This is a genomic window from Arenimonas sp. (assembly GCF_041913985.1).
GTDB lineage: Bacteria > Pseudomonadota > Gammaproteobacteria > Xanthomonadales > Xanthomonadaceae > Arenimonas.
The window spans coordinates 123,401-138,186 of the sequence record NZ_JAYSEG010000002.1 but is presented as its reverse complement, the minus strand read 5'-3'; the positions used below and the strand labels follow the sequence as shown (position 1 = coordinate 138,186).

At 72.3% G+C, this 14,786-nt stretch carries 17 protein-coding genes; 4 read left to right on the top strand and 13 right to left on the bottom strand.

Annotated features, from left to right (window positions below; all coding sequences use genetic code 11):
- Window positions 1–70: 70 nt before the first annotated feature.
- Entirely contained in the window at window positions 71–1,345 is a 1,275-nt protein-coding gene (locus tag ACE3Q2_RS01365; protein ID WP_374472223.1) for an amino acid permease, read from the top strand.
- Here the strand turns inward: ACE3Q2_RS01365 and ACE3Q2_RS01360 are convergent.
- From ACE3Q2_RS01360 to ACE3Q2_RS01350, 3 genes are all read right to left on the bottom strand, one after another.
- The gene (locus tag ACE3Q2_RS01360) at window positions 1,327–1,965 is read right to left on the bottom strand and encodes an exopolysaccharide biosynthesis protein (RefSeq protein ID WP_374472221.1); all 639 of its coding nucleotides are present in this window, start codon (window positions 1,963–1,965) and stop codon (window positions 1,327–1,329) included. The genes ACE3Q2_RS01365 and ACE3Q2_RS01360 overlap by 19 nt on opposite strands.
- Window positions 1,962–3,245 (bottom strand): DNA recombination protein RmuC, encoded by a 1,284-nt coding sequence (locus ACE3Q2_RS01355; RefSeq protein ID WP_374472219.1) that lies wholly within the window; start codon window positions 3,243–3,245, stop codon window positions 1,962–1,964. The genes ACE3Q2_RS01360 and ACE3Q2_RS01355 overlap by 4 nt, the downstream gene beginning before the upstream one ends.
- Window positions 3,246–3,339: 94 nt before the next feature.
- Window positions 3,340–3,654: a high-potential iron-sulfur protein gene (locus ACE3Q2_RS01350; protein ID WP_374472217.1), complete on the bottom strand. Its 315-nt coding sequence runs from the start codon at window positions 3,652–3,654 to the stop codon at window positions 3,340–3,342.
- A gap of 123 nt (window positions 3,655–3,777) precedes the next feature.
- Between ACE3Q2_RS01350 and ACE3Q2_RS01345 the strand changes: the two genes are divergently transcribed.
- From ACE3Q2_RS01345 to mtnC, 3 genes are read left to right on the top strand one after another with little or no spacing between them, the layout of a single operon-like run.
- Window positions 3,778–4,413 carry a methylthioribulose 1-phosphate dehydratase gene (locus ACE3Q2_RS01345; protein ID WP_374472215.1) on the top strand — a complete coding sequence of 212 codons (636 nt, stop codon included), beginning with the start codon at window positions 3,778–3,780 and terminating at the stop codon, window positions 4,411–4,413.
- Window positions 4,410–4,967 carry an acireductone dioxygenase gene (locus ACE3Q2_RS01340; RefSeq protein ID WP_374472213.1) on the top strand — a complete coding sequence of 186 codons (558 nt, stop codon included), beginning with the start codon at window positions 4,410–4,412 and terminating at the stop codon, window positions 4,965–4,967. Before ACE3Q2_RS01345 ends, ACE3Q2_RS01340 begins: the two co-directional genes overlap by 4 nt.
- Window positions 4,945–5,658, top strand: a complete 714-nt coding sequence (mtnC, locus tag ACE3Q2_RS01335) for an acireductone synthase (RefSeq protein WP_374472211.1) — start codon at window positions 4,945–4,947, stop codon at window positions 5,656–5,658. The genes ACE3Q2_RS01340 and mtnC overlap by 23 nt, the downstream gene beginning before the upstream one ends.
- Window positions 5,659–5,668: 10 nt before the next feature.
- Here the strand turns inward: mtnC and ACE3Q2_RS01330 are convergent, their stop codons facing one another.
- The 10 genes from ACE3Q2_RS01330 to ACE3Q2_RS01285 are packed head-to-tail and all read right to left on the bottom strand — an operon-like array spanning window position 5,669 to window position 14,747.
- Window positions 5,669–7,258 carry a calcineurin-like phosphoesterase C-terminal domain-containing protein gene (locus ACE3Q2_RS01330; RefSeq protein ID WP_374472209.1) on the bottom strand — a complete coding sequence of 530 codons (1,590 nt, stop codon included), beginning with the start codon at window positions 7,256–7,258 and terminating at the stop codon, window positions 5,669–5,671.
- A gap of 43 nt (window positions 7,259–7,301) precedes the next feature.
- Window positions 7,302–7,916, bottom strand: coding sequence for a bifunctional phosphoribosyl-AMP cyclohydrolase/phosphoribosyl-ATP diphosphatase HisIE (gene hisIE / locus ACE3Q2_RS01325; protein ID WP_231695999.1), 615 nt, complete (start codon window positions 7,914–7,916; stop codon window positions 7,302–7,304).
- On the bottom strand, window positions 7,906–8,682 hold the full coding sequence (gene hisF / locus ACE3Q2_RS01320) for an imidazole glycerol phosphate synthase subunit HisF (RefSeq protein WP_231695998.1): 777 nt from the start codon (window positions 8,680–8,682) through the stop codon (window positions 7,906–7,908). Before hisF ends, hisIE begins: the two co-directional genes overlap by 11 nt.
- Entirely contained in the window at window positions 8,676–9,425 is a 750-nt protein-coding gene (hisA, locus tag ACE3Q2_RS01315) for a 1-(5-phosphoribosyl)-5-[(5-phosphoribosylamino)methylideneamino]imidazole-4-carboxamide isomerase (protein ID WP_231695997.1), read from the bottom strand. The genes hisF and hisA overlap by 7 nt, the downstream gene beginning before the upstream one ends.
- On the bottom strand, window positions 9,422–10,021 hold the full coding sequence (hisH, locus tag ACE3Q2_RS01310; protein WP_231695996.1) for an imidazole glycerol phosphate synthase subunit HisH: 600 nt from the start codon (window positions 10,019–10,021) through the stop codon (window positions 9,422–9,424). Before hisH ends, hisA begins: the two co-directional genes overlap by 4 nt.
- Window positions 10,018–11,106: a bifunctional histidinol-phosphatase/imidazoleglycerol-phosphate dehydratase HisB gene (gene hisB, locus ACE3Q2_RS01305; RefSeq protein ID WP_374472205.1), complete on the bottom strand. Its 1,089-nt coding sequence runs from the start codon at window positions 11,104–11,106 to the stop codon at window positions 10,018–10,020. The genes hisH and hisB overlap by 4 nt, the downstream gene beginning before the upstream one ends.
- Window positions 11,103–12,197: a histidinol-phosphate transaminase gene (hisC, locus tag ACE3Q2_RS01300; protein ID WP_374472203.1), complete on the bottom strand. Its 1,095-nt coding sequence runs from the start codon at window positions 12,195–12,197 to the stop codon at window positions 11,103–11,105. The genes hisB and hisC overlap by 4 nt, the downstream gene beginning before the upstream one ends.
- Entirely contained in the window at window positions 12,194–13,492 is a 1,299-nt protein-coding gene (gene hisD, locus ACE3Q2_RS01295; RefSeq protein WP_374472201.1) for a histidinol dehydrogenase, read from the bottom strand. The genes hisC and hisD overlap by 4 nt, the downstream gene beginning before the upstream one ends.
- Window positions 13,489–14,388 carry an ATP phosphoribosyltransferase gene (hisG, locus tag ACE3Q2_RS01290; RefSeq protein WP_374472199.1) on the bottom strand — a complete coding sequence of 300 codons (900 nt, stop codon included), beginning with the start codon at window positions 14,386–14,388 and terminating at the stop codon, window positions 13,489–13,491. The genes hisD and hisG overlap by 4 nt, the downstream gene beginning before the upstream one ends.
- A gap of 29 nt (window positions 14,389–14,417) precedes the next feature.
- Window positions 14,418–14,747 carry a YerC/YecD family TrpR-related protein gene (locus ACE3Q2_RS01285; protein WP_231695991.1) on the bottom strand — a complete coding sequence of 110 codons (330 nt, stop codon included), beginning with the start codon at window positions 14,745–14,747 and terminating at the stop codon, window positions 14,418–14,420.
- Window positions 14,748–14,786: the final 39 nt, after the last annotated feature.

The following is a 14,786-nucleotide window of genomic DNA, read 5'->3' as shown; positions in this document are numbered from 1 at the left end:
CACCGCCACCTAAGCTTCGCACTGCCGGACGCCGCGGCGGAGGCGCGCTTCCCCGCCGCGCACTTTCGGCGTGTTGTTGGCCACCTTCGTGGTGGCCAACAACATGATCGGCTCCGGGTTCTTCCTGCTGCCAGCCTCGCTGGCCGGCCAGGGCGGCGTCACCGCGCTGAGCTGGCTGCTCGGCACGGTGATCGCGGTGGTGCTGGGCGGCGCCTTCGCCCGCCTGGCCCGCGACTACCCCAAGCTCAACTGCCCCGACGACTACGTGCGGCCCTCGCTGGGCCGCGACATGGGCTTCCTGGCCACCACGCTGTACTGGGCCTCGTCCTGGATCGGCAACAACGCCATCGCCGTGGCGGCCTTCGGTTACCTGGTCACCCTGCTGCCGATCGACGGCGGCGACAGCACCTGGCGCATCGCCGGCCAGGTCGGGCTAATCTGGCTGATGTTCGCCATCAACCTGCTGGGTCCGCGCCAGGTGGCGAAGTTCCAGTCCTTCTGCGTGGTGTTCGGCCTGCTGCCGGTGGCAGTGGTGCTGCTGGGCGGCTGGGGCCACTTCGACGCCGACCTGTACGCGGCCGCCTGGAACGTCACCGGCCAGTCCGACGCGCACGTGGTGTTCTCGAACCTGGCGCCCATCTTCTGGGCCTTCGTGGGCCTGGAAACCGGCGCCATGGTGGCCGGCATCGTGCACGACCCGGACGAGAACGTGCCGCGCGCCACCCTGGGCGGCATCGTGCTGGCCGGCGTGGTCTACCTGCTGTCCTCGGTGTTGGTGATGGGCATCGTGCCGGCGGCGGAACTGGCGGCGTCGAGCGCGCCGTTCGCGCTGGTGGCCGGGCAGATCTTCGGCGCCTGGGCCATTCCCGTCATCGCCGCCGCGGCCGCGCTCAAGGCCACCGGCACGCTGGGTGGCTGGATGCTGGTGTCGGGTGAATCCGGCGCCCGCGCGGCGCAGCGCGGCTACCTGCCTGCCGTGTTCGGGCGGCTGATGGCGAACGGCGCCGCGGGCCCCGGCCTGGCCATCATCGCCGCCGCCATGACCGCCATCGCCTTCCTCACCCTGGCCCCGACGGTGTCGGGGCAGTTCGAAACCATCATCGGCATGGTGGTGCTGCTGGTGGTGCTGGCCTACGTGGCCGCCGGCCTGAGCCTGCTGGTGGGCACGCCCACGCGGCCTTCGGGCCTCAAGGAACGCGCACTCGGCGTGGGCGCACTGCTGGCCTGCTCACTGCTGATCTTCTCTTCGCCCTGGTCCATGGTGGGCGGCGCCGCGCTGGTGGTGCTACTGGCGTGGGTTGGCTTCCGCCTGCTCGGTGGCCGGGCTCAGCCCAGCCAGCCCTGAACCGCCTTGAAGGCGGCGCCACCGCCGGCCGCCAGCAGGATGAAGTAGGCAATCGTGGCCACCTGCGCCACGTGCCCGATGAGCACCGAGACGCCGTCGCGCTGGATGAAGCCGATGGCGTAGAACAGCAGTGCGATGCCCGGCAGCGTGTTGCTGAAGGGCACGAAGCCCAGCGGCGCCATCAGCAGCAGCGCGGCGTTGGTGAAGGCCAGGTCGCCGGTCAGGCGCCAGCCCGGCCGCTCCACCAGCCAGCGCATGCGGTGCGGCCGGCTGATGCGCTCGAAGCGATGCACCCACTTCAGGCCGGCGCCGAGCGCGGCCCGCACCTTGTCGCCGGGCAGCGGCCGCTCGCGCAGGCGCCGCGGCAGCCACACCGGCCGGCCGCTGAGCCGGCTGATGCCCACCAGCAGGATGGCGCCGCCGAACACGGTGCTCACGCCGGGAATCGACACCGGCACCAGGAACACCAGCACCATCAGCGCCGTCACCAGCAGCAGGCCTTCGTCGCCGAACTGGTCCATCAGGCGGCCCAGTTCCAGCGACCCGTCCTGGACGCCGGCGATGGCCTCGCCGAGCTGTTCGCCCAGGGACTTGGCGGCCTCGGGCGGCAGCGGCCTCACGGCTTCACCTCCCCGGGCGGCAGCGCGTTGTCGTCGGGGCTCTCGTCAACGACCAGCGTGCCCGGCAGGCGCTTGGACGGCGCCACGCCCAGCTTGCGCAGCATCTCGGCCTGGCGCACCAGGTTGCCGCGGCCCTGCGAGAGCTTGTCCACGGCCGAGCCGTGCAGTTCCTGCGCCTTCTTGAGCGCGTCGCCCACCTTGAGCAGGTCTTCCGAGAAACCGACGAACTTGTCGTACAGCACCGCGGCGCGGTCGGAGATGGCCTTGGCGTTGGCGTTCTGGTGCTCGGTGCGCCACATCTGCGCCACCAGGCGCAGCGAGGCCAGCAGGTTGCTCGGCCCCACCAGGATGATCTTGCGCTCGAAGGCGTAGCCGTAGAGCTGCGGATCGCGGCGCAGGGCCTCCAGGAAGGCCGCTTCCACCGGCACGAACATCAGCACCAGCTCGGGGCTGGTGAGCCCTTCCAGGCGGCTGTAGTCCTTCTCGCCCAGCAGGCGCACGTGGTTGCGCAGCGCCACCACGTGGCGGCCGAAGTGCGCCTCGCGCTCGGCCTCGTCGGCGGCCTCGCAGGCGCGCTGGTAGTCGAGCAGCACCATCTTGGCGTCGATGACGATGCTCTTGTCCTCGGGCAGGCGCAGCACGGCGTCGGGGCGGTAGCGGTCGCCCTCGCCGTCCTTGTAGCTTTCCTGGGTGAAGTAGTCGCGGCCCTTCTCCAGCGCGGCGGTTTCCAGCAGGCGCTCGAGCTTGAGTTCGCCCCAGTAGCCCTGGCTGCGGTTGTCGCTGCTGAGCGCGCGGCTGAGGCTCTGCGCCTCCTGGCCCAGCGTCTGGTTCAGGCGCACCAGGTCGTCGATGCGGGTCTGCAGCGCCACGCGGGCGTTGTTTTCCTTTTCGTAGGCCTCGTTCACCGACTTGCGGAAGCCGTCGATCTGCTCGCGCAGCGGGGTGAGCAGCTGGCCGATCTGGGTGGCGTTCTGCTCGCCGAAGCGCTTGGACTTGTCCTCGAGGATTTCCGCGGCCAGGGCCTGGAACTCGGCCTTCAGGCGCTCGCGGGAGGTTTCCAGGTCACGGTAGCGCTGCTCGGCGGCCTGGGCCTGTTCCTGCAGGCGCGCCTCGAGGGCGGCGGCGCGGGCCTCGGCGCCCAGCCGGCCTTCCTGCACCTGGCGCAGCTCGGCGGCCAGTTCGCCCTGGCGGCGGCGCGCGAAGACCACGCTGGCGCCGCCGGCGAGCACGAGGCCGACCAGCAGGCCGAGCAGCAGGAAGGTGGTTTCGGAAGCTGACAAAAGAAAATCCCCGGCATCGTTCGATACCGGGGATTCTAGCCGGCGGGCGGTCTCAGGGGCCGAGACGGCCCCGGAAAACCCCCGCGGGGCGGACTCAGGCCTTCTTGGCCCAGGCCGAGCACCAGGCGCCGGCCGGGACCTTGAAGCCCGGGAACAGGGTGCAGGCGCCGGTGGCGGCGGTGAAGAACTGGCAGTTGCCGCAGTTGCTGTCCGGCTTGAAGCTCGGGTGCTTCACGGTCTTGGCGTCCTCGGCGTAGGCGAGCGCCTTGGCCTGGGCGTTGTCGAGCGGCAGCGGCTTGAGCTCCTGGGCGTGGGCCTGGCCGATGAGCGCCGGCGCCACGAAGGGCACGGCGGCCAGCATGGCGGCCTTGACGAGGAAACCGCGGCGGGAGGAATTCACGTTGTTCATGGTCAGGTCCCTTGGCTACGGAGGTATTCCGATGGCTGGGGCCGACTATACCCCCGTTGGGTGAAATCAGCGTTGATGCAGGTCAAGCCGACGCGCCGCGCGGCTTCCGCTAGACTTTGGTTCATGAATAACCTGCCCTACGACCCCGCCCGCCTGGCCCTGCGGGCCGCCGAGATCGTCGCCAGCACCCGGGAACTCTCCGCCCTGGGCTGGACCCCGGCCACCAGCAGCAACTTCTCGATGCGGCTCGACGAGCGCCATGCCGCCATCACGGTCTCCGGCCGCGACAAGGGCCGGCTGGGCCCGGACGACATCATGGTGGTGGACTTCGAGGGCCGGCCGGTGGCCACCTCGCACCGCCCCTCGGCCGAGACCCGGCTGCACACCCAGCTCTACGCCCGCTACCCCGAGGTCGGCTGCGTGCTGCACACCCATTCGCACGTGCAGACGGTGGCCTCGCGCCTGTACGCCGGCCAGGGCCACGTGCACCTGGAGGGCTACGAGCTGCTCAAGGCCTTCGCCGGCAACCAGACCCACGAAATGGCGGTGGACGTGCCGGTGCTTTCGAACACCCAGGACATGGCCGAGCTCGCCGAGTGGGTGGAAACCCTGCTCGACCAGCAGCCCATGTGGGGCTACCTGATCAACGGCCACGGGCTTTACGCCTGGGGCAAGGACATGGCCGAGGCCCGCCGGCACCTGGAGGCCTTCGAATTCCTGCTGGCCTGCGAACTCGACCTGAGGAGACTGCAAGCATGAGCCGCCTTCGGATCTTCAACGACACCGACCCGACCACTCCGCTCTCCGCCACCGAAGACCTGGCGCTGATCGCCGGGCGCCTCAAGCCCATCGGCGTGCGCTTCGAGCAGTGGCAGGCCAGCGCGCCGGTGGCGCCGGGCGCTTCGCCCGAGGACGTGATGGCCGCCTACCGCGCCGACATCGACCGCCTGGTGGCCGAAAACGGCTTCAACAGCGTGGACGTGGTGTCGATCGCGCCGGACAACCCGAACAAGGACGCGGCCCGCGCCAAGTTCCTGGACGAGCACTTCCACAAGGAAGACGAGGTGCGCTTCTTCGTGGCCGGCTCGGGCCTGTTCTCGCTGCACGTGGACGGAAAGGTCTACGAAGTACGCTGCGAGGCCGGCGACCTGATCGGCGTGCCCGACGGCACCACGCACTGGTTCGACATGGGCCCGGAGCCGAGCTTCATCGCCATCCGCTTCTTCACCCAGCCCGACGGCTGGGTCGGCCACTTCACCGGCACCGACATCGCCCAGCGTTTCCCGCGCTATGAACCCGGGCAGGCGGGCTGACGTGCGCACAATACTCACCGACATCGAGGGCACGACGAGCAGCATTTCGTTCGTGAAGGACGTGCTGTTCCCGTATGCGCGCCGCGCCCTGCCCGCCTTCGTGGCGGCGCATGGCCACGAGCCTGAGGTGCGGCGCTGGCTGGACGTGGTGGCGGCCGAGAACGGCGGCCTGTGCCAGGACGAGATGATCGTGGAAACGCTGCAGGGCTGGATCGACGCCGACCGCAAGCACACCGCGCTCAAGGCCCTGCAGGGCATGCTGTGGGAGAAGGGTTACGGCAGCGCCGACTTCACCGCGCACATGTACCCCGACGCCGTCGAGGCGCTGGGCCGCTGGCACGCCGCCGGCCACCGCATCGCCGTGTATTCCTCGGGCTCGGTGCCGGCGCAGAAGCTGTTCTTCGGCCACAGTGACGCCGGCGACCTGACCCCGCTCATCTCCGGCTGGTTCGACACCGAAACCGGCGGCAAGCGCGAGGCCGAAAGCTACCGCCGCATTTCCGCCGCGCTGGGCGTGCCGGCCGGCGAGCTGCTGTTCCTCTCCGACGTGGTCGAGGAACTCGACGCCGCCCGCGAGGCCGGCCTGGGCACCGTGCTGCTCGACCGCCGCAACGACTACCCGCAGCCGCGCCTGGGCGAAGCCACCCACGGCCACGCCCGCGTCGAGAGCTTCGCCGACATCACGCCCTGAACCGCGCCGCTCAGTCGGCGCGCGTTTCCAGCCGGTACACCGTGCCCGCCCCCACCTCGCCGCGCCAGCGGTCGAAGGCGCGCACCTCGATGGTGTGTTCGCCCTCGGCCAGGTCGGTGGGCACCTTGCCGCGCCACAGGTGCGTGGGCGCCTCGGCTTCCGGCAGGCGGTCGTAGGCCCGCAGGGTTTCCGCGGCATCGTCGCGCAGGTTTTCCCAGCGCAGCGCCGGGTCGGGTTCGGCCACGCGCTGCATCGGCTTCCATTCGCCGCCGGCGACGCGGTACTCCACCCGCGTGTCGGCCTCGGCCATGTACACGTTCGCGTACACGCCCGCCGCCGGGTAGGCGCCGCGGCGCAGCACCTTGGGCGCGTGCAGGTGCAGGGCCGCGTCGCCGCCGCGGGCCACGTGCCAGCGCAGGGAATACTCGCCCGCCGCGCTGAACTCCGCGGTGGCGTAGCCGTTCGGCGTGCCGTCGGACATGCGTGAATCCGGGATGCCGGCCGCGTCGGCCGGACCGCTCCAGTAGCCGCCGCAGGCCGCGCCCACGTTGTATTCGTGCAGCGGCTCGGCGCCCAGCCAGCCGTCGGCGGGGCCGTGGCGGTGGTGGCGCTGCACGTGGCCGTGCGCCGTGAGCAGCAGCACCTTGCGGAAAGGTTTAAGCATCGCGAACAGGCGCTCGCGGTCGGCGCGGCGGAAGGTTTCCCGGCCCGGCTCGTCGAAAAACGGGATGTGCGCCGCCAGCACCAGGCGCCGGTCCTTCGGCAGCGTGGCCAGGTAGGCGGCCAGGAATTCGAACTGGGCCTCGCGCAGGCCGCCGACGTAGGCCGGCGACTGGCCCGGCCGGTAGATCACGTCGTCGAGCACGACGAAGCTGGCCTGCGGCTCTTCCCAGGCGAAGGTGTCGGGGCCGAAGTGGCGGCGGAAGGTGCGCAGCGAGTCCTCGTCGCCGGCGGCATCGAAGTCGAGGTCGTGGTTGCCGGCGGCGTGCAGCCAGGGCGTGCGCAGGCGCGCGGTGATGCGGTTCATGGCCGGGTACAGGGCCAGGTCGTCGCTCACCACGTCGCCGAGCGTCAGGCCGAGGTCGGCCGCCCGCTGGCCGCCCGCATTGGCCACGAGCGGCGCCACGATGTCGCGTTCGTAGTAGCCCACGTCCTTGCCGGTCTTGGGCTGCGGGTCGCCGAACACCAGCACTCGCAGCGGCGCGCCCGCCGGAGCCTGCACGCGGCGCAGGGCGAAGTCGCGGCAGGCCGGCCGCGCCGGCGCGATGCCGCCGAAACGCAGCGCCGGGCCCGGCGCCAGCTGCACGTGGCGCCAGAACACCGGCAGGCCGTCGTCGCCGGTGGGAAAGGCGAAACCCGCGGGCTTGATGACGAACACCGTGTGGTCGGCGGCCAGCGGCAGCGACCAGCGGCCGTCGGCCCCGGTGCGCACCAGGCGGCGGCCATCGGACACCAGCACGCCGGCCAGCGGCGTTTCACCGGCGCCGCGCTGGCCGTCGCCGTCGCGGTCTTCGAACACGGTGCCGGCGTTGCAGGCCGGCGCCAGCGCCGCGGCGGGCGCGCTGGCGGCCAGCGCGAGGACGAACAGGAACTGGCGCATGCGGCGCTCCGGAAGGACTGCGCCGATTATCGCCGGGACGGCCTCAGCGCGCAGCGGCGGCGTGGCGGTCGCGCAGCACGGCTTCCACGTCGGCCAGGCCCAGGCCGCGGGCACGCAGCAGCACCGTCAGGTGGAAGACCAGGTCGGCGGCCTCGCCCAGCAGCGCGATGTCGTCCTGCGCCACGGCGGCGAGCGCGGTTTCCACGCCCTCCTCGCCCACCTTCTGGGCGATGCGGCGCGGGCCGGCTTCGAACAGCTTGGTGCTGTAGCTGCCCTCGGGGCGGTCGCGTTCGCGGCGCGCGACGATGCCGTCGAGCTCGGCCAGGAAATCGCCGGGCGCGCCGGGGAAACAGCTGGCGCGGCCCAGGTGGCAGGTGGGGCCGCGCGGCGTGGCCTGCACCAGCAGGGTGTCGGCGTCGCAGTCGGCTTCCAGCGACACCAGCTCCAGCACGTCGCCGCTGCTTTCGCCCTTCATCCACAGGCGCTGCCTGCTGCGGCTGAAGAAGGTGACGCGGCGCGTGGCCAGCGTGGCCTCGAGCGCGGCGCGGTCCATGTAGCCCAGCATCAGCACGCGGCGGGTGCGGGCGTCCTGCACCACGGCGGGCAGCAGGCCTTGCTGCTTGTCCCAGGCCAGGGCCTCGATTTGTTCAGGCGACATCGCGCACCTCGATGCCCTGCGCGCGCAGGGCGGTCTTGAGTTCGGGGATCCGGACGGCGCCGGAGTGGAAGACGCTGGCCGCGAGCGCGGCGTCCGCGTCGGCTTCCAGGAAAGCGGCGGCGAAGTGCTGCGCCGTGCCGGCGCCGCCCGAGGCCACCAGCGGCACGCGGCAAATGGCGCGCACGGCGCGCAGCTGTTCCAGGTCGTAACCCTGGCGCACGCCGTCGGCGCCCATGCAGTTGAGCACGATCTCGCCCGCGCCCAGGGCCTGCGCCTCGGCCACCCAGTCGAGCGTGCGGCGCGGCAGCGCGCGGGTGCGGTCGGGGTCGCCGGTGTAGGCGCGCACGCGCCATTCGCCGTCGGCGTCGCGCAGGCTGTCCACGCCCACCACCACGCACTGCACGCCGAAGGCAGCGGCCAGTTCGGCGATGAGCTCCGGGCGCTCAAGCGCCGGCGTGTTCACCGACACCTTGTCGGCGCCGGCGTGCAGCACCGCGCGGGCCTGTTCCACTGAACGGATGCCACCGGCCACGCAGAACGGGATGTCGATCAGGCGCGCCACGCGTTCCACCCAGCCCACGTCCACCGCGCGGCCCTGCGGGCTGGCGGTGATGTCGTAAAACACGAGCTCGTCGGCGCCCTCGTCGCGGTAGCGCAGCGCCAGGTCTTCGATGGCGCCCATCACCACGTGGTCGCGGAAGCGCACGCCCTTCACCACCTGGCCGTCGCGCACGTCCAGGCAAGGAATCAGCCGGCGGCTCAGCATGGCCGCGCCTCCGCCAGCGCGTCGGCCAGCGCCAGCCGGCCTTCGAGCAGGGCCTTGCCCAGCACGATGCCGCGGCAGCCGGCTTCGCGCGCGGCCACCACGTCGGCGGCGTCGCGGGCGCCACCGGAGGCCTGCACTTCCACGCGCGGGAAGCGACCGCACAGGTAGCGGTAGAGGTCGAGGTTGGGGCCCGAGAGCATGCCGTCGCGGGCGATGTCGGTGCACAGCAGGTGGCGCAGGCCGACTTCGGCATAGGCGGCGGCGAGCACGTCGAGCTCCTTCTCGCCGGGCTCGGTCCAGCCGTGAACGGGCAGGCGCCAGCGGCCTTCGGCATCGCGGCGGCTGTCGAGCGCCAGGGTGATGCGGTCGGCGCCGTAGCGGCCCACCCAGCTCGCCACGCGGCCGGGTTCGCGCACCGCCAGCGAGCCGATCACCACGCGATCGGCGCCGGCCGCGAGCAGGGCTTCGACGTCGGCCTCGCCGCGCACGCCGCCGCCGGTCTGCACCTTCAGCCGGGTTTCGGCCTTCAGGCGCGCCAACAGCGGGGCCAGGGTGTAACCGCCGGCGCGGGCGGCGTCGAGGTCCACCAGGTGCAGCCAGGCGGCGCCGGCCGCGGCGTACTGTTTCGCCAGCGCCAGCGGGTCGGCCGGGTAGCGGGTTTCGCGGTCGTAGTCGCCCTGCACCAGGCGCACCACCGCGCCGTCGCGCACGTCGATGGCCGGGTAGATCGTGTAGGTGTTCATGCCACGCCGTACTCCAGGAAATTCGCCAGCAGGCGCGCACCCACGGCGCCAGAGCGTTCGGGGTGGAACTGCGCGCCGGCGACGTTGCCGCGCTGCACGACGGCCGCGAACGGCTGCCCATGCACGCTCCCGGCCACGGTGTCGGCGGTGACCGGCGCGGCGTAGCTGTGCACGAAATAGGCCTGGGCGCCGTCGGCGATGCCGCGCAGCAGCGGGCTTTCGCGCCGCGCCTGCAGCCGGTTCCAGCCCATGTGCGGCACGCGCACGCCGGGCGATTCCGGCATGCGCCGCACCTGGCCGGGGATGAGGCCGAGGCAGGTTTCGCCACCCTCCTCCGAACCGTCGAACAGCAGCTGCATGCCCAGGCAGATGCCCAGCAGCGGCCGGCGCAGTTCGCGCAGCGGCTGCACCAGGCCCAGCTCGCGCAGGCGCGCCATGCCGGGGCCGGCGGCGCCCACGCCCGGCAGGATCACGCGGTCGGCGGCGGCGATGACCGCGGCGTCTCCGCTCACCACCGGCGTCGCGCCCAGGCGCTCGAGCGCATAACGCACCGAGCCCAGGTTGGCGCCGCCCGAGTCCACCAGCACCACGTTCACAGCGTGCCCTTGGTGCTCGGCAGGTCGCGACCCTGGCGGCGGATGGCCTTGCGCAGCGCGCGCGCCACCGCCTTGAAGCAGGCTTCGACCTGGTGGTGGGTGTTTTCGCCCTGCACGCGCAGGTGCAGGCTCAGGCCCGCCTCGTCGCTGAGCGAACGGAAGAAGTGCGGCACCAGTTCAGTGGACAGCCCACCCACCTCCGGCCGGCTGAACTGGCCTTCGAACACGAAGTACGGGCGGCCCGACAGGTCCACCGCCGCGCCGGCCAGGGTTTCGTCCATGGGCAGGGTGATGGCGCCGCGGCCCACCGAGTCGCCGTAGCGGGCCACGCCGCGCTTGTCGGCCAGGGCCTGCTTCAGCGCCTGGCCCAGGGCCAGGCCGCAGTCTTCCACCGTGTGGTGCTCGTCGATGTGCAAGTCGCCGCTGCACTCGAGCTCCAGCGCGAAGCCGCCGTGTTTGCCCAGCTGCTCGAGCATGTGGTCGAAGAAGCCGTGGCCGGTGCGCACGCGCGGATCGGCGCTGCGGTCGAGGTCGACTGAAACGCGCACCTGGGTTTCCTTGGTCTTGCGCTCCACCACGGCCGTGCGCGGCGCGTCCACCAGCGCGTGGGCGATGCTGGCCCAGGTTTCGAAGCCGGGGCCCAGGCGGAAGCCGCGGCAGCCCAGGTTGCGGGCCAGCTGCAGGTCGGTGTCGCGGTCGCCCACCACGACCGAGTTGGCCAGGTCGATGCTGCGGTCGCGCAGGTAGTGCATGAGCATGCCCAGGCCCGGCTTGCGGGTGGGCTTGTTCTCGTGCTCGAAGCTCTCGTCCACCAGCACTTCGCGGAAGCGGATGCCCTGGGATTCGAGCAGCTGCATCATCAGCGCGTGCGGGCCCTCGAAGGTTTCGCGCGGGAAGCTTGCCGTGCCCAGGCCGTCCTGGTTGGTGACCATGACGAACTCGAAGCCGGCGTCGCGCAGCTGCAGCAGCGCCGGGATCATGCCCTCGACGAAGCGAAGCTTTTCGAAGCTGTCGATCTGGAAGTCGGCCGGCTCTTCGATCAGCGTGCCGTCGCGGTCGAGGAAAGCGATGCGCGTGCCGCTCATGCCGCCGCCCTCCCCGCCTGCAGCGCCGCCAGCACGGCGTCGTTCTCCTCGGGGCGGCCGATGCTGATGCGCAGCGCGTCGCCCAGCTGCGGCGAGGCGCGCATGTCGCGCACCACCACGCCGGCCGCCAGCAGGCGCGCGAAGGCGGCCTCGGCGTCCTCGAAGCGCGCCAGCAGGTAGTTGCCCTGCGACGGGTACACGCGGCGCACGCCCGCGCAGGCCGCCAGTTCGGAACGCAGGCGTTCGCGTTCGGCGCGCACGGTCTGCACCTGCGCCCGGGTGATTGCCAGCGCCGGTTCGGACAGGCCGGCCAGCGCCATCTGCACGCAGGGTGACGGCAGCGGGTACGGCGCCTGGCAGTTGCGCAGCACCGCCACCAGGGCCGGGTCGGCCAGCAGGCAGCCGATGCGCGCCGCGGCCAGCGCGTGCGCCTTCGACAGCGTGCGCAGCACGGCCAGGTTGGGCTGCGCGGAGATTTCGGTGGCGATGGACGGGTACTCGCTGTACTCGCCGTAGGCCTCGTCCACCACTACGATGGCGCGGCCGGCCAGGCGGCGCGCCAGGGCCAGCAGGTCGGCCGGCGGCACGGCCTGGCCGGTCGGGTTCGCGGGCGAGCACACGAACACCAGCTTGGCGCCGCTGGCCACGGCGGCGCTGGCCAGGCCGTCGAGGTCGGGCTCGAAGCCGGCGGCGCTGTCGCGCAGCGGCACTTCCACCAGCGGCGCGCCCTGCAGGCGCGCGCTCACGGCGTACATGCCGAATACCGGCGGCGCCACGACGACGGCGTCCTGGCCGGGGCGGCAGAGCGCGCGCACCAGCAGGTCGATGGCTTCGTCGCTGCCGCGGCCCACCAGCACCTGCTCGGCGCGCACGCCGTAGAGCGTGGCCAGGCGGGCGCGCAGTTCGGCCGGCTGCGGGTCGGGGTAGCGGTTGGCGCCGGTGCCGGCGTCGGCCGGGTTGCGCCAGGCGCTTTCGTTGGCGTTGAGCCAAATCGAGCCCGTGACAGCCGCGCGCCGCGCCGAGCTGTAGCCGGCGAAGCCGCGCAGGTCGGGCCGCACCAGCGCCATCAGGCTTTCCGTGGCGGAATTCATGCGGCGCCCTCCAGGCGTCGAAGCACCGACTGCGCGTGCGCCTCCAGGCCTTCCGCGCGCGCCATCTCCACCGCGCAGGGGCCGATGGCGGCCAGGCCGGCGCGGCTCACTTCCTGGAAGCTGATGGCCTTCTGGAAACTCTGCACGCTCACGCCGCTCCAGGCGCGCGCGGCGCCGTTGGTGGGCAGCACGTGGTTGGTGCCCGAACAGTAGTCGCCCAGGCCCTCGGGGGCGAAGTCGCCCAGGAAGACCGAGCCGGCGCTGCGCACGGCCTCGAGCCAGCGGCGCGGTTCGCGCACGGCCAGGATCAGGTGTTCGGGGGCGTAGTCGTTGCTGAGCGCGAAGGCGTCTTCGAGCTGGCCGACGACGATCAGGCGCGCGTGCTCCAGCGCCGCGGTGGCAATGGCCTCACGCGGCAGCTCCGCCACCTGGCGCGCCACCTCGGCGGCGACGGCGTCGGCCAGCGCGGGCGAATCGGTGGCCAGCACCACCTGCGAATCGGGGCCGTGCTCGGCCTGCGAGAGCAAATCAGCCGCCACGTGCACCGGCGGCGCGCCGGCATCGGCGATCACCAGCACTTCCGAGGGGCCGGCCGGCATGTCGATGGCCGGGCCGCCGGCCATCATCGCGGCGAACTGCTTGGCGGTGGTGACGTAGCGGTTGCCCGGGCCGAAGAGCTTGTCGCAGCGCGGCACCGAAGCTGTGCCCACCGCCAGGGCGGCGATGGCCTGGGCCCCGCCGAGCTTGAACACGCGGGTGATGCCGCACAGGCGCGCGGCCACCAGCACCGCCGGGTCGGCGCTGCCGTCGGCGCGCGGCGGCGTGCACAGCACCACCTCGTCGCAGCCGGCCAGTTCGGCCGGCACGCCCAGCATCAGCGCGGTGGACGGCAGCGGCGCGCTGCCCGCCGGCACGTACAGGCCGACGCGGCGGATCGGCCGCAGCATGCGTCCGCAGCTCACGCCCGGCGCGGTTTCGATTTCAAAGGGCGCGGCCATGCCGGCGCGGTGCCAGGCCAGCAGGCGGCCGCGGGCTTCCACCATGGCGGCGCGCAGCGCGGGCGTGACGGATTGCTCGGCGCTGGCGAATTCGTCGGCCGTGACCTCGAAGGCGCCGAGCTCGACGCCGTCGAAGCGGCGGGTCAGCGCGCGCAGCGCCGAGTCACCGTCGGCGCGCACCTGCTCGAAGATGCGGCGCACGGCCGCCTCCACGTCGGCCTGCTCGCCGCCGCCCGGGCGCGCCAGGCAGGCGGCGCGGGCCGCGTCGTCCAGGGTTTTCCAGTCCACGCGCTTCATGCCAGCATCTGCTCCACCGGAAGCACCAGCAGGCCCGTGGCCCCGGCGCGTTTCATGTCCTCCAGGCGCTGCCAGGTCATGGCGCTGCGGCACAGGGCCTGCAGGGCCACCTGGTCGCGCTGGCCCTCGATGGCCATCACGGTCGGCGGTTCGGCGTCGGGCAGCAGCTCCAGCAGCGCCGGCACCGCGTCGCGCGCGGCCTGGAACAGCACCAGTTTGCTGGCACGCACGCTCAGCACCGCGTCAAGGCGGCGCAGCAGCATGGCCGCCAGCTCGGCGCGGGCGTCGCCGAAGGGCTGTGCCGGCGCCACCAGCACGGCCTGGCTTTCGAACACCACGGCGGTTTCCTTGAGCTGGTTGGCCAGCAGCGTGGCGCCGGTGGAAACGAGGTCGCAGATGGCCTCGGCCTTGCCCAGGCGCGGGGCGATTTCCACCGAACCCGACAGCACCACCGGCTCGGCCTGCACGCCCTGCCCGCGCAGCCAGCGCGCCAGCAGCTGCGGGTAGCTGGTGGCCAGGCGCGTGCCTTCGAGGCGCGAGGGACCGGTCCATTCCCAGTCGTTGGGCACGGCCACCGACAGGCGGCAGCGGCCGAAGCCGAGCTCGCGGATGGCGCGGTAGGCCTCGGGCTGGCCGGCGGCCTCGCGTTCCAGCGCCTGCTCCTCGAGCACGTTCTGGCCCACCACGCCCAGGTCGCAGGTGCCCTCGGCGATCAGGCCGGGGATGTCGTCGTCGCGCACCAGCAGCAGGTCGATGGGCAGGGATTCGCCGTAGCAGAACAGCCGGTCGCGGCTTTCGCGGAAGCCCAGGCCGGCGCGCGCGAGCAGGTCGCGGGCGGGGTCCGACAGGCGGCCGGATTTCTGGATGGCAATGCGCAGGCGGTCGTGCGTCCTCATGACGCCCTCCGGTTCAATGAAAAGGGGGATTAATGCGAGTCGTCGTTCGCGGCCACGCCGAGACCGGCGCGTTCCGCGGCGATGCGGTAACCACCGGCGCCCCGTTCGAGGCAGCGCGCGACGCGCCCGATGGTGGTGACGCTGACGCCGGTGCGGTCGTGGATTTCCCGGTACGGGGCTTCCTCGATCAGCAGCGGGATGACGCGCCAGCGGTCGGCCAGGGCCTCGAGCTCGGACGGGGTGCACAGGTCGTCCAGGAAGGCCCGCAGTTCGCCCGGGCTGCGCAGGCTCAGGAGGGCCTGGACGAGGGCGTCCAGGTCGCGTTCGCTCGGGCGGGTGGCGGGTTCGCGGCGTTTCATTGCGCTAATGTAATAGCGCGTTATTACATAGTCAAGCCC

Bases quoted from the DNA above. Each gene is read 5' to 3' on its own strand.
- ACE3Q2_RS01350 (WP_374472217.1), bottom strand. From the start codon at position 3,654: ATGAACAACGTGAATTCCTCCCGCCGCGGTTTCCTCGTCAAGGCCGCC.
- ACE3Q2_RS01345 (WP_374472215.1), top strand. From the start codon at position 3,778: ATGAATAACCTGCCCTACGACCCCGCCCGCCTGGCCCTGCGGGCCGCC.
- ACE3Q2_RS01340 (WP_374472213.1), top strand. From the start codon at position 4,410: ATGAGCCGCCTTCGGATCTTCAACGACACCGACCCGACCACTCCGCTC.
- mtnC (WP_374472211.1), top strand. From the start codon at position 4,945: ATGAACCCGGGCAGGCGGGCTGACGTGCGCACAATACTCACCGACATC.
- ACE3Q2_RS01330 (WP_374472209.1), bottom strand. From the start codon at position 7,258: ATGCGCCAGTTCCTGTTCGTCCTCGCGCTGGCCGCCAGCGCGCCCGCC.
- hisIE (WP_231695999.1), bottom strand. From the start codon at position 7,916: ATGTCGCCTGAACAAATCGAGGCCCTGGCCTGGGACAAGCAGCAAGGC.
- hisF (WP_231695998.1), bottom strand. From the start codon at position 8,682: ATGCTGAGCCGCCGGCTGATTCCTTGCCTGGACGTGCGCGACGGCCAG.
- hisA (WP_231695997.1), bottom strand. From the start codon at position 9,425: ATGAACACCTACACGATCTACCCGGCCATCGACGTGCGCGACGGCGCG.
- hisB (WP_374472205.1), bottom strand. From the start codon at position 11,106: ATGAGCGGCACGCGCATCGCTTTCCTCGACCGCGACGGCACGCTGATC.
- hisC (WP_374472203.1), bottom strand. From the start codon at position 12,197: ATGAATTCCGCCACGGAAAGCCTGATGGCGCTGGTGCGGCCCGACCTG.
- hisD (WP_374472201.1), bottom strand. From the start codon at position 13,492: ATGAAGCGCGTGGACTGGAAAACCCTGGACGACGCGGCCCGCGCCGCC.
- hisG (WP_374472199.1), bottom strand. From the start codon at position 14,388: ATGAGGACGCACGACCGCCTGCGCATTGCCATCCAGAAATCCGGCCGC.
- ACE3Q2_RS01285 (WP_231695991.1), bottom strand. From the start codon at position 14,747: ATGAAACGCCGCGAACCCGCCACCCGCCCGAGCGAACGCGACCTGGAC.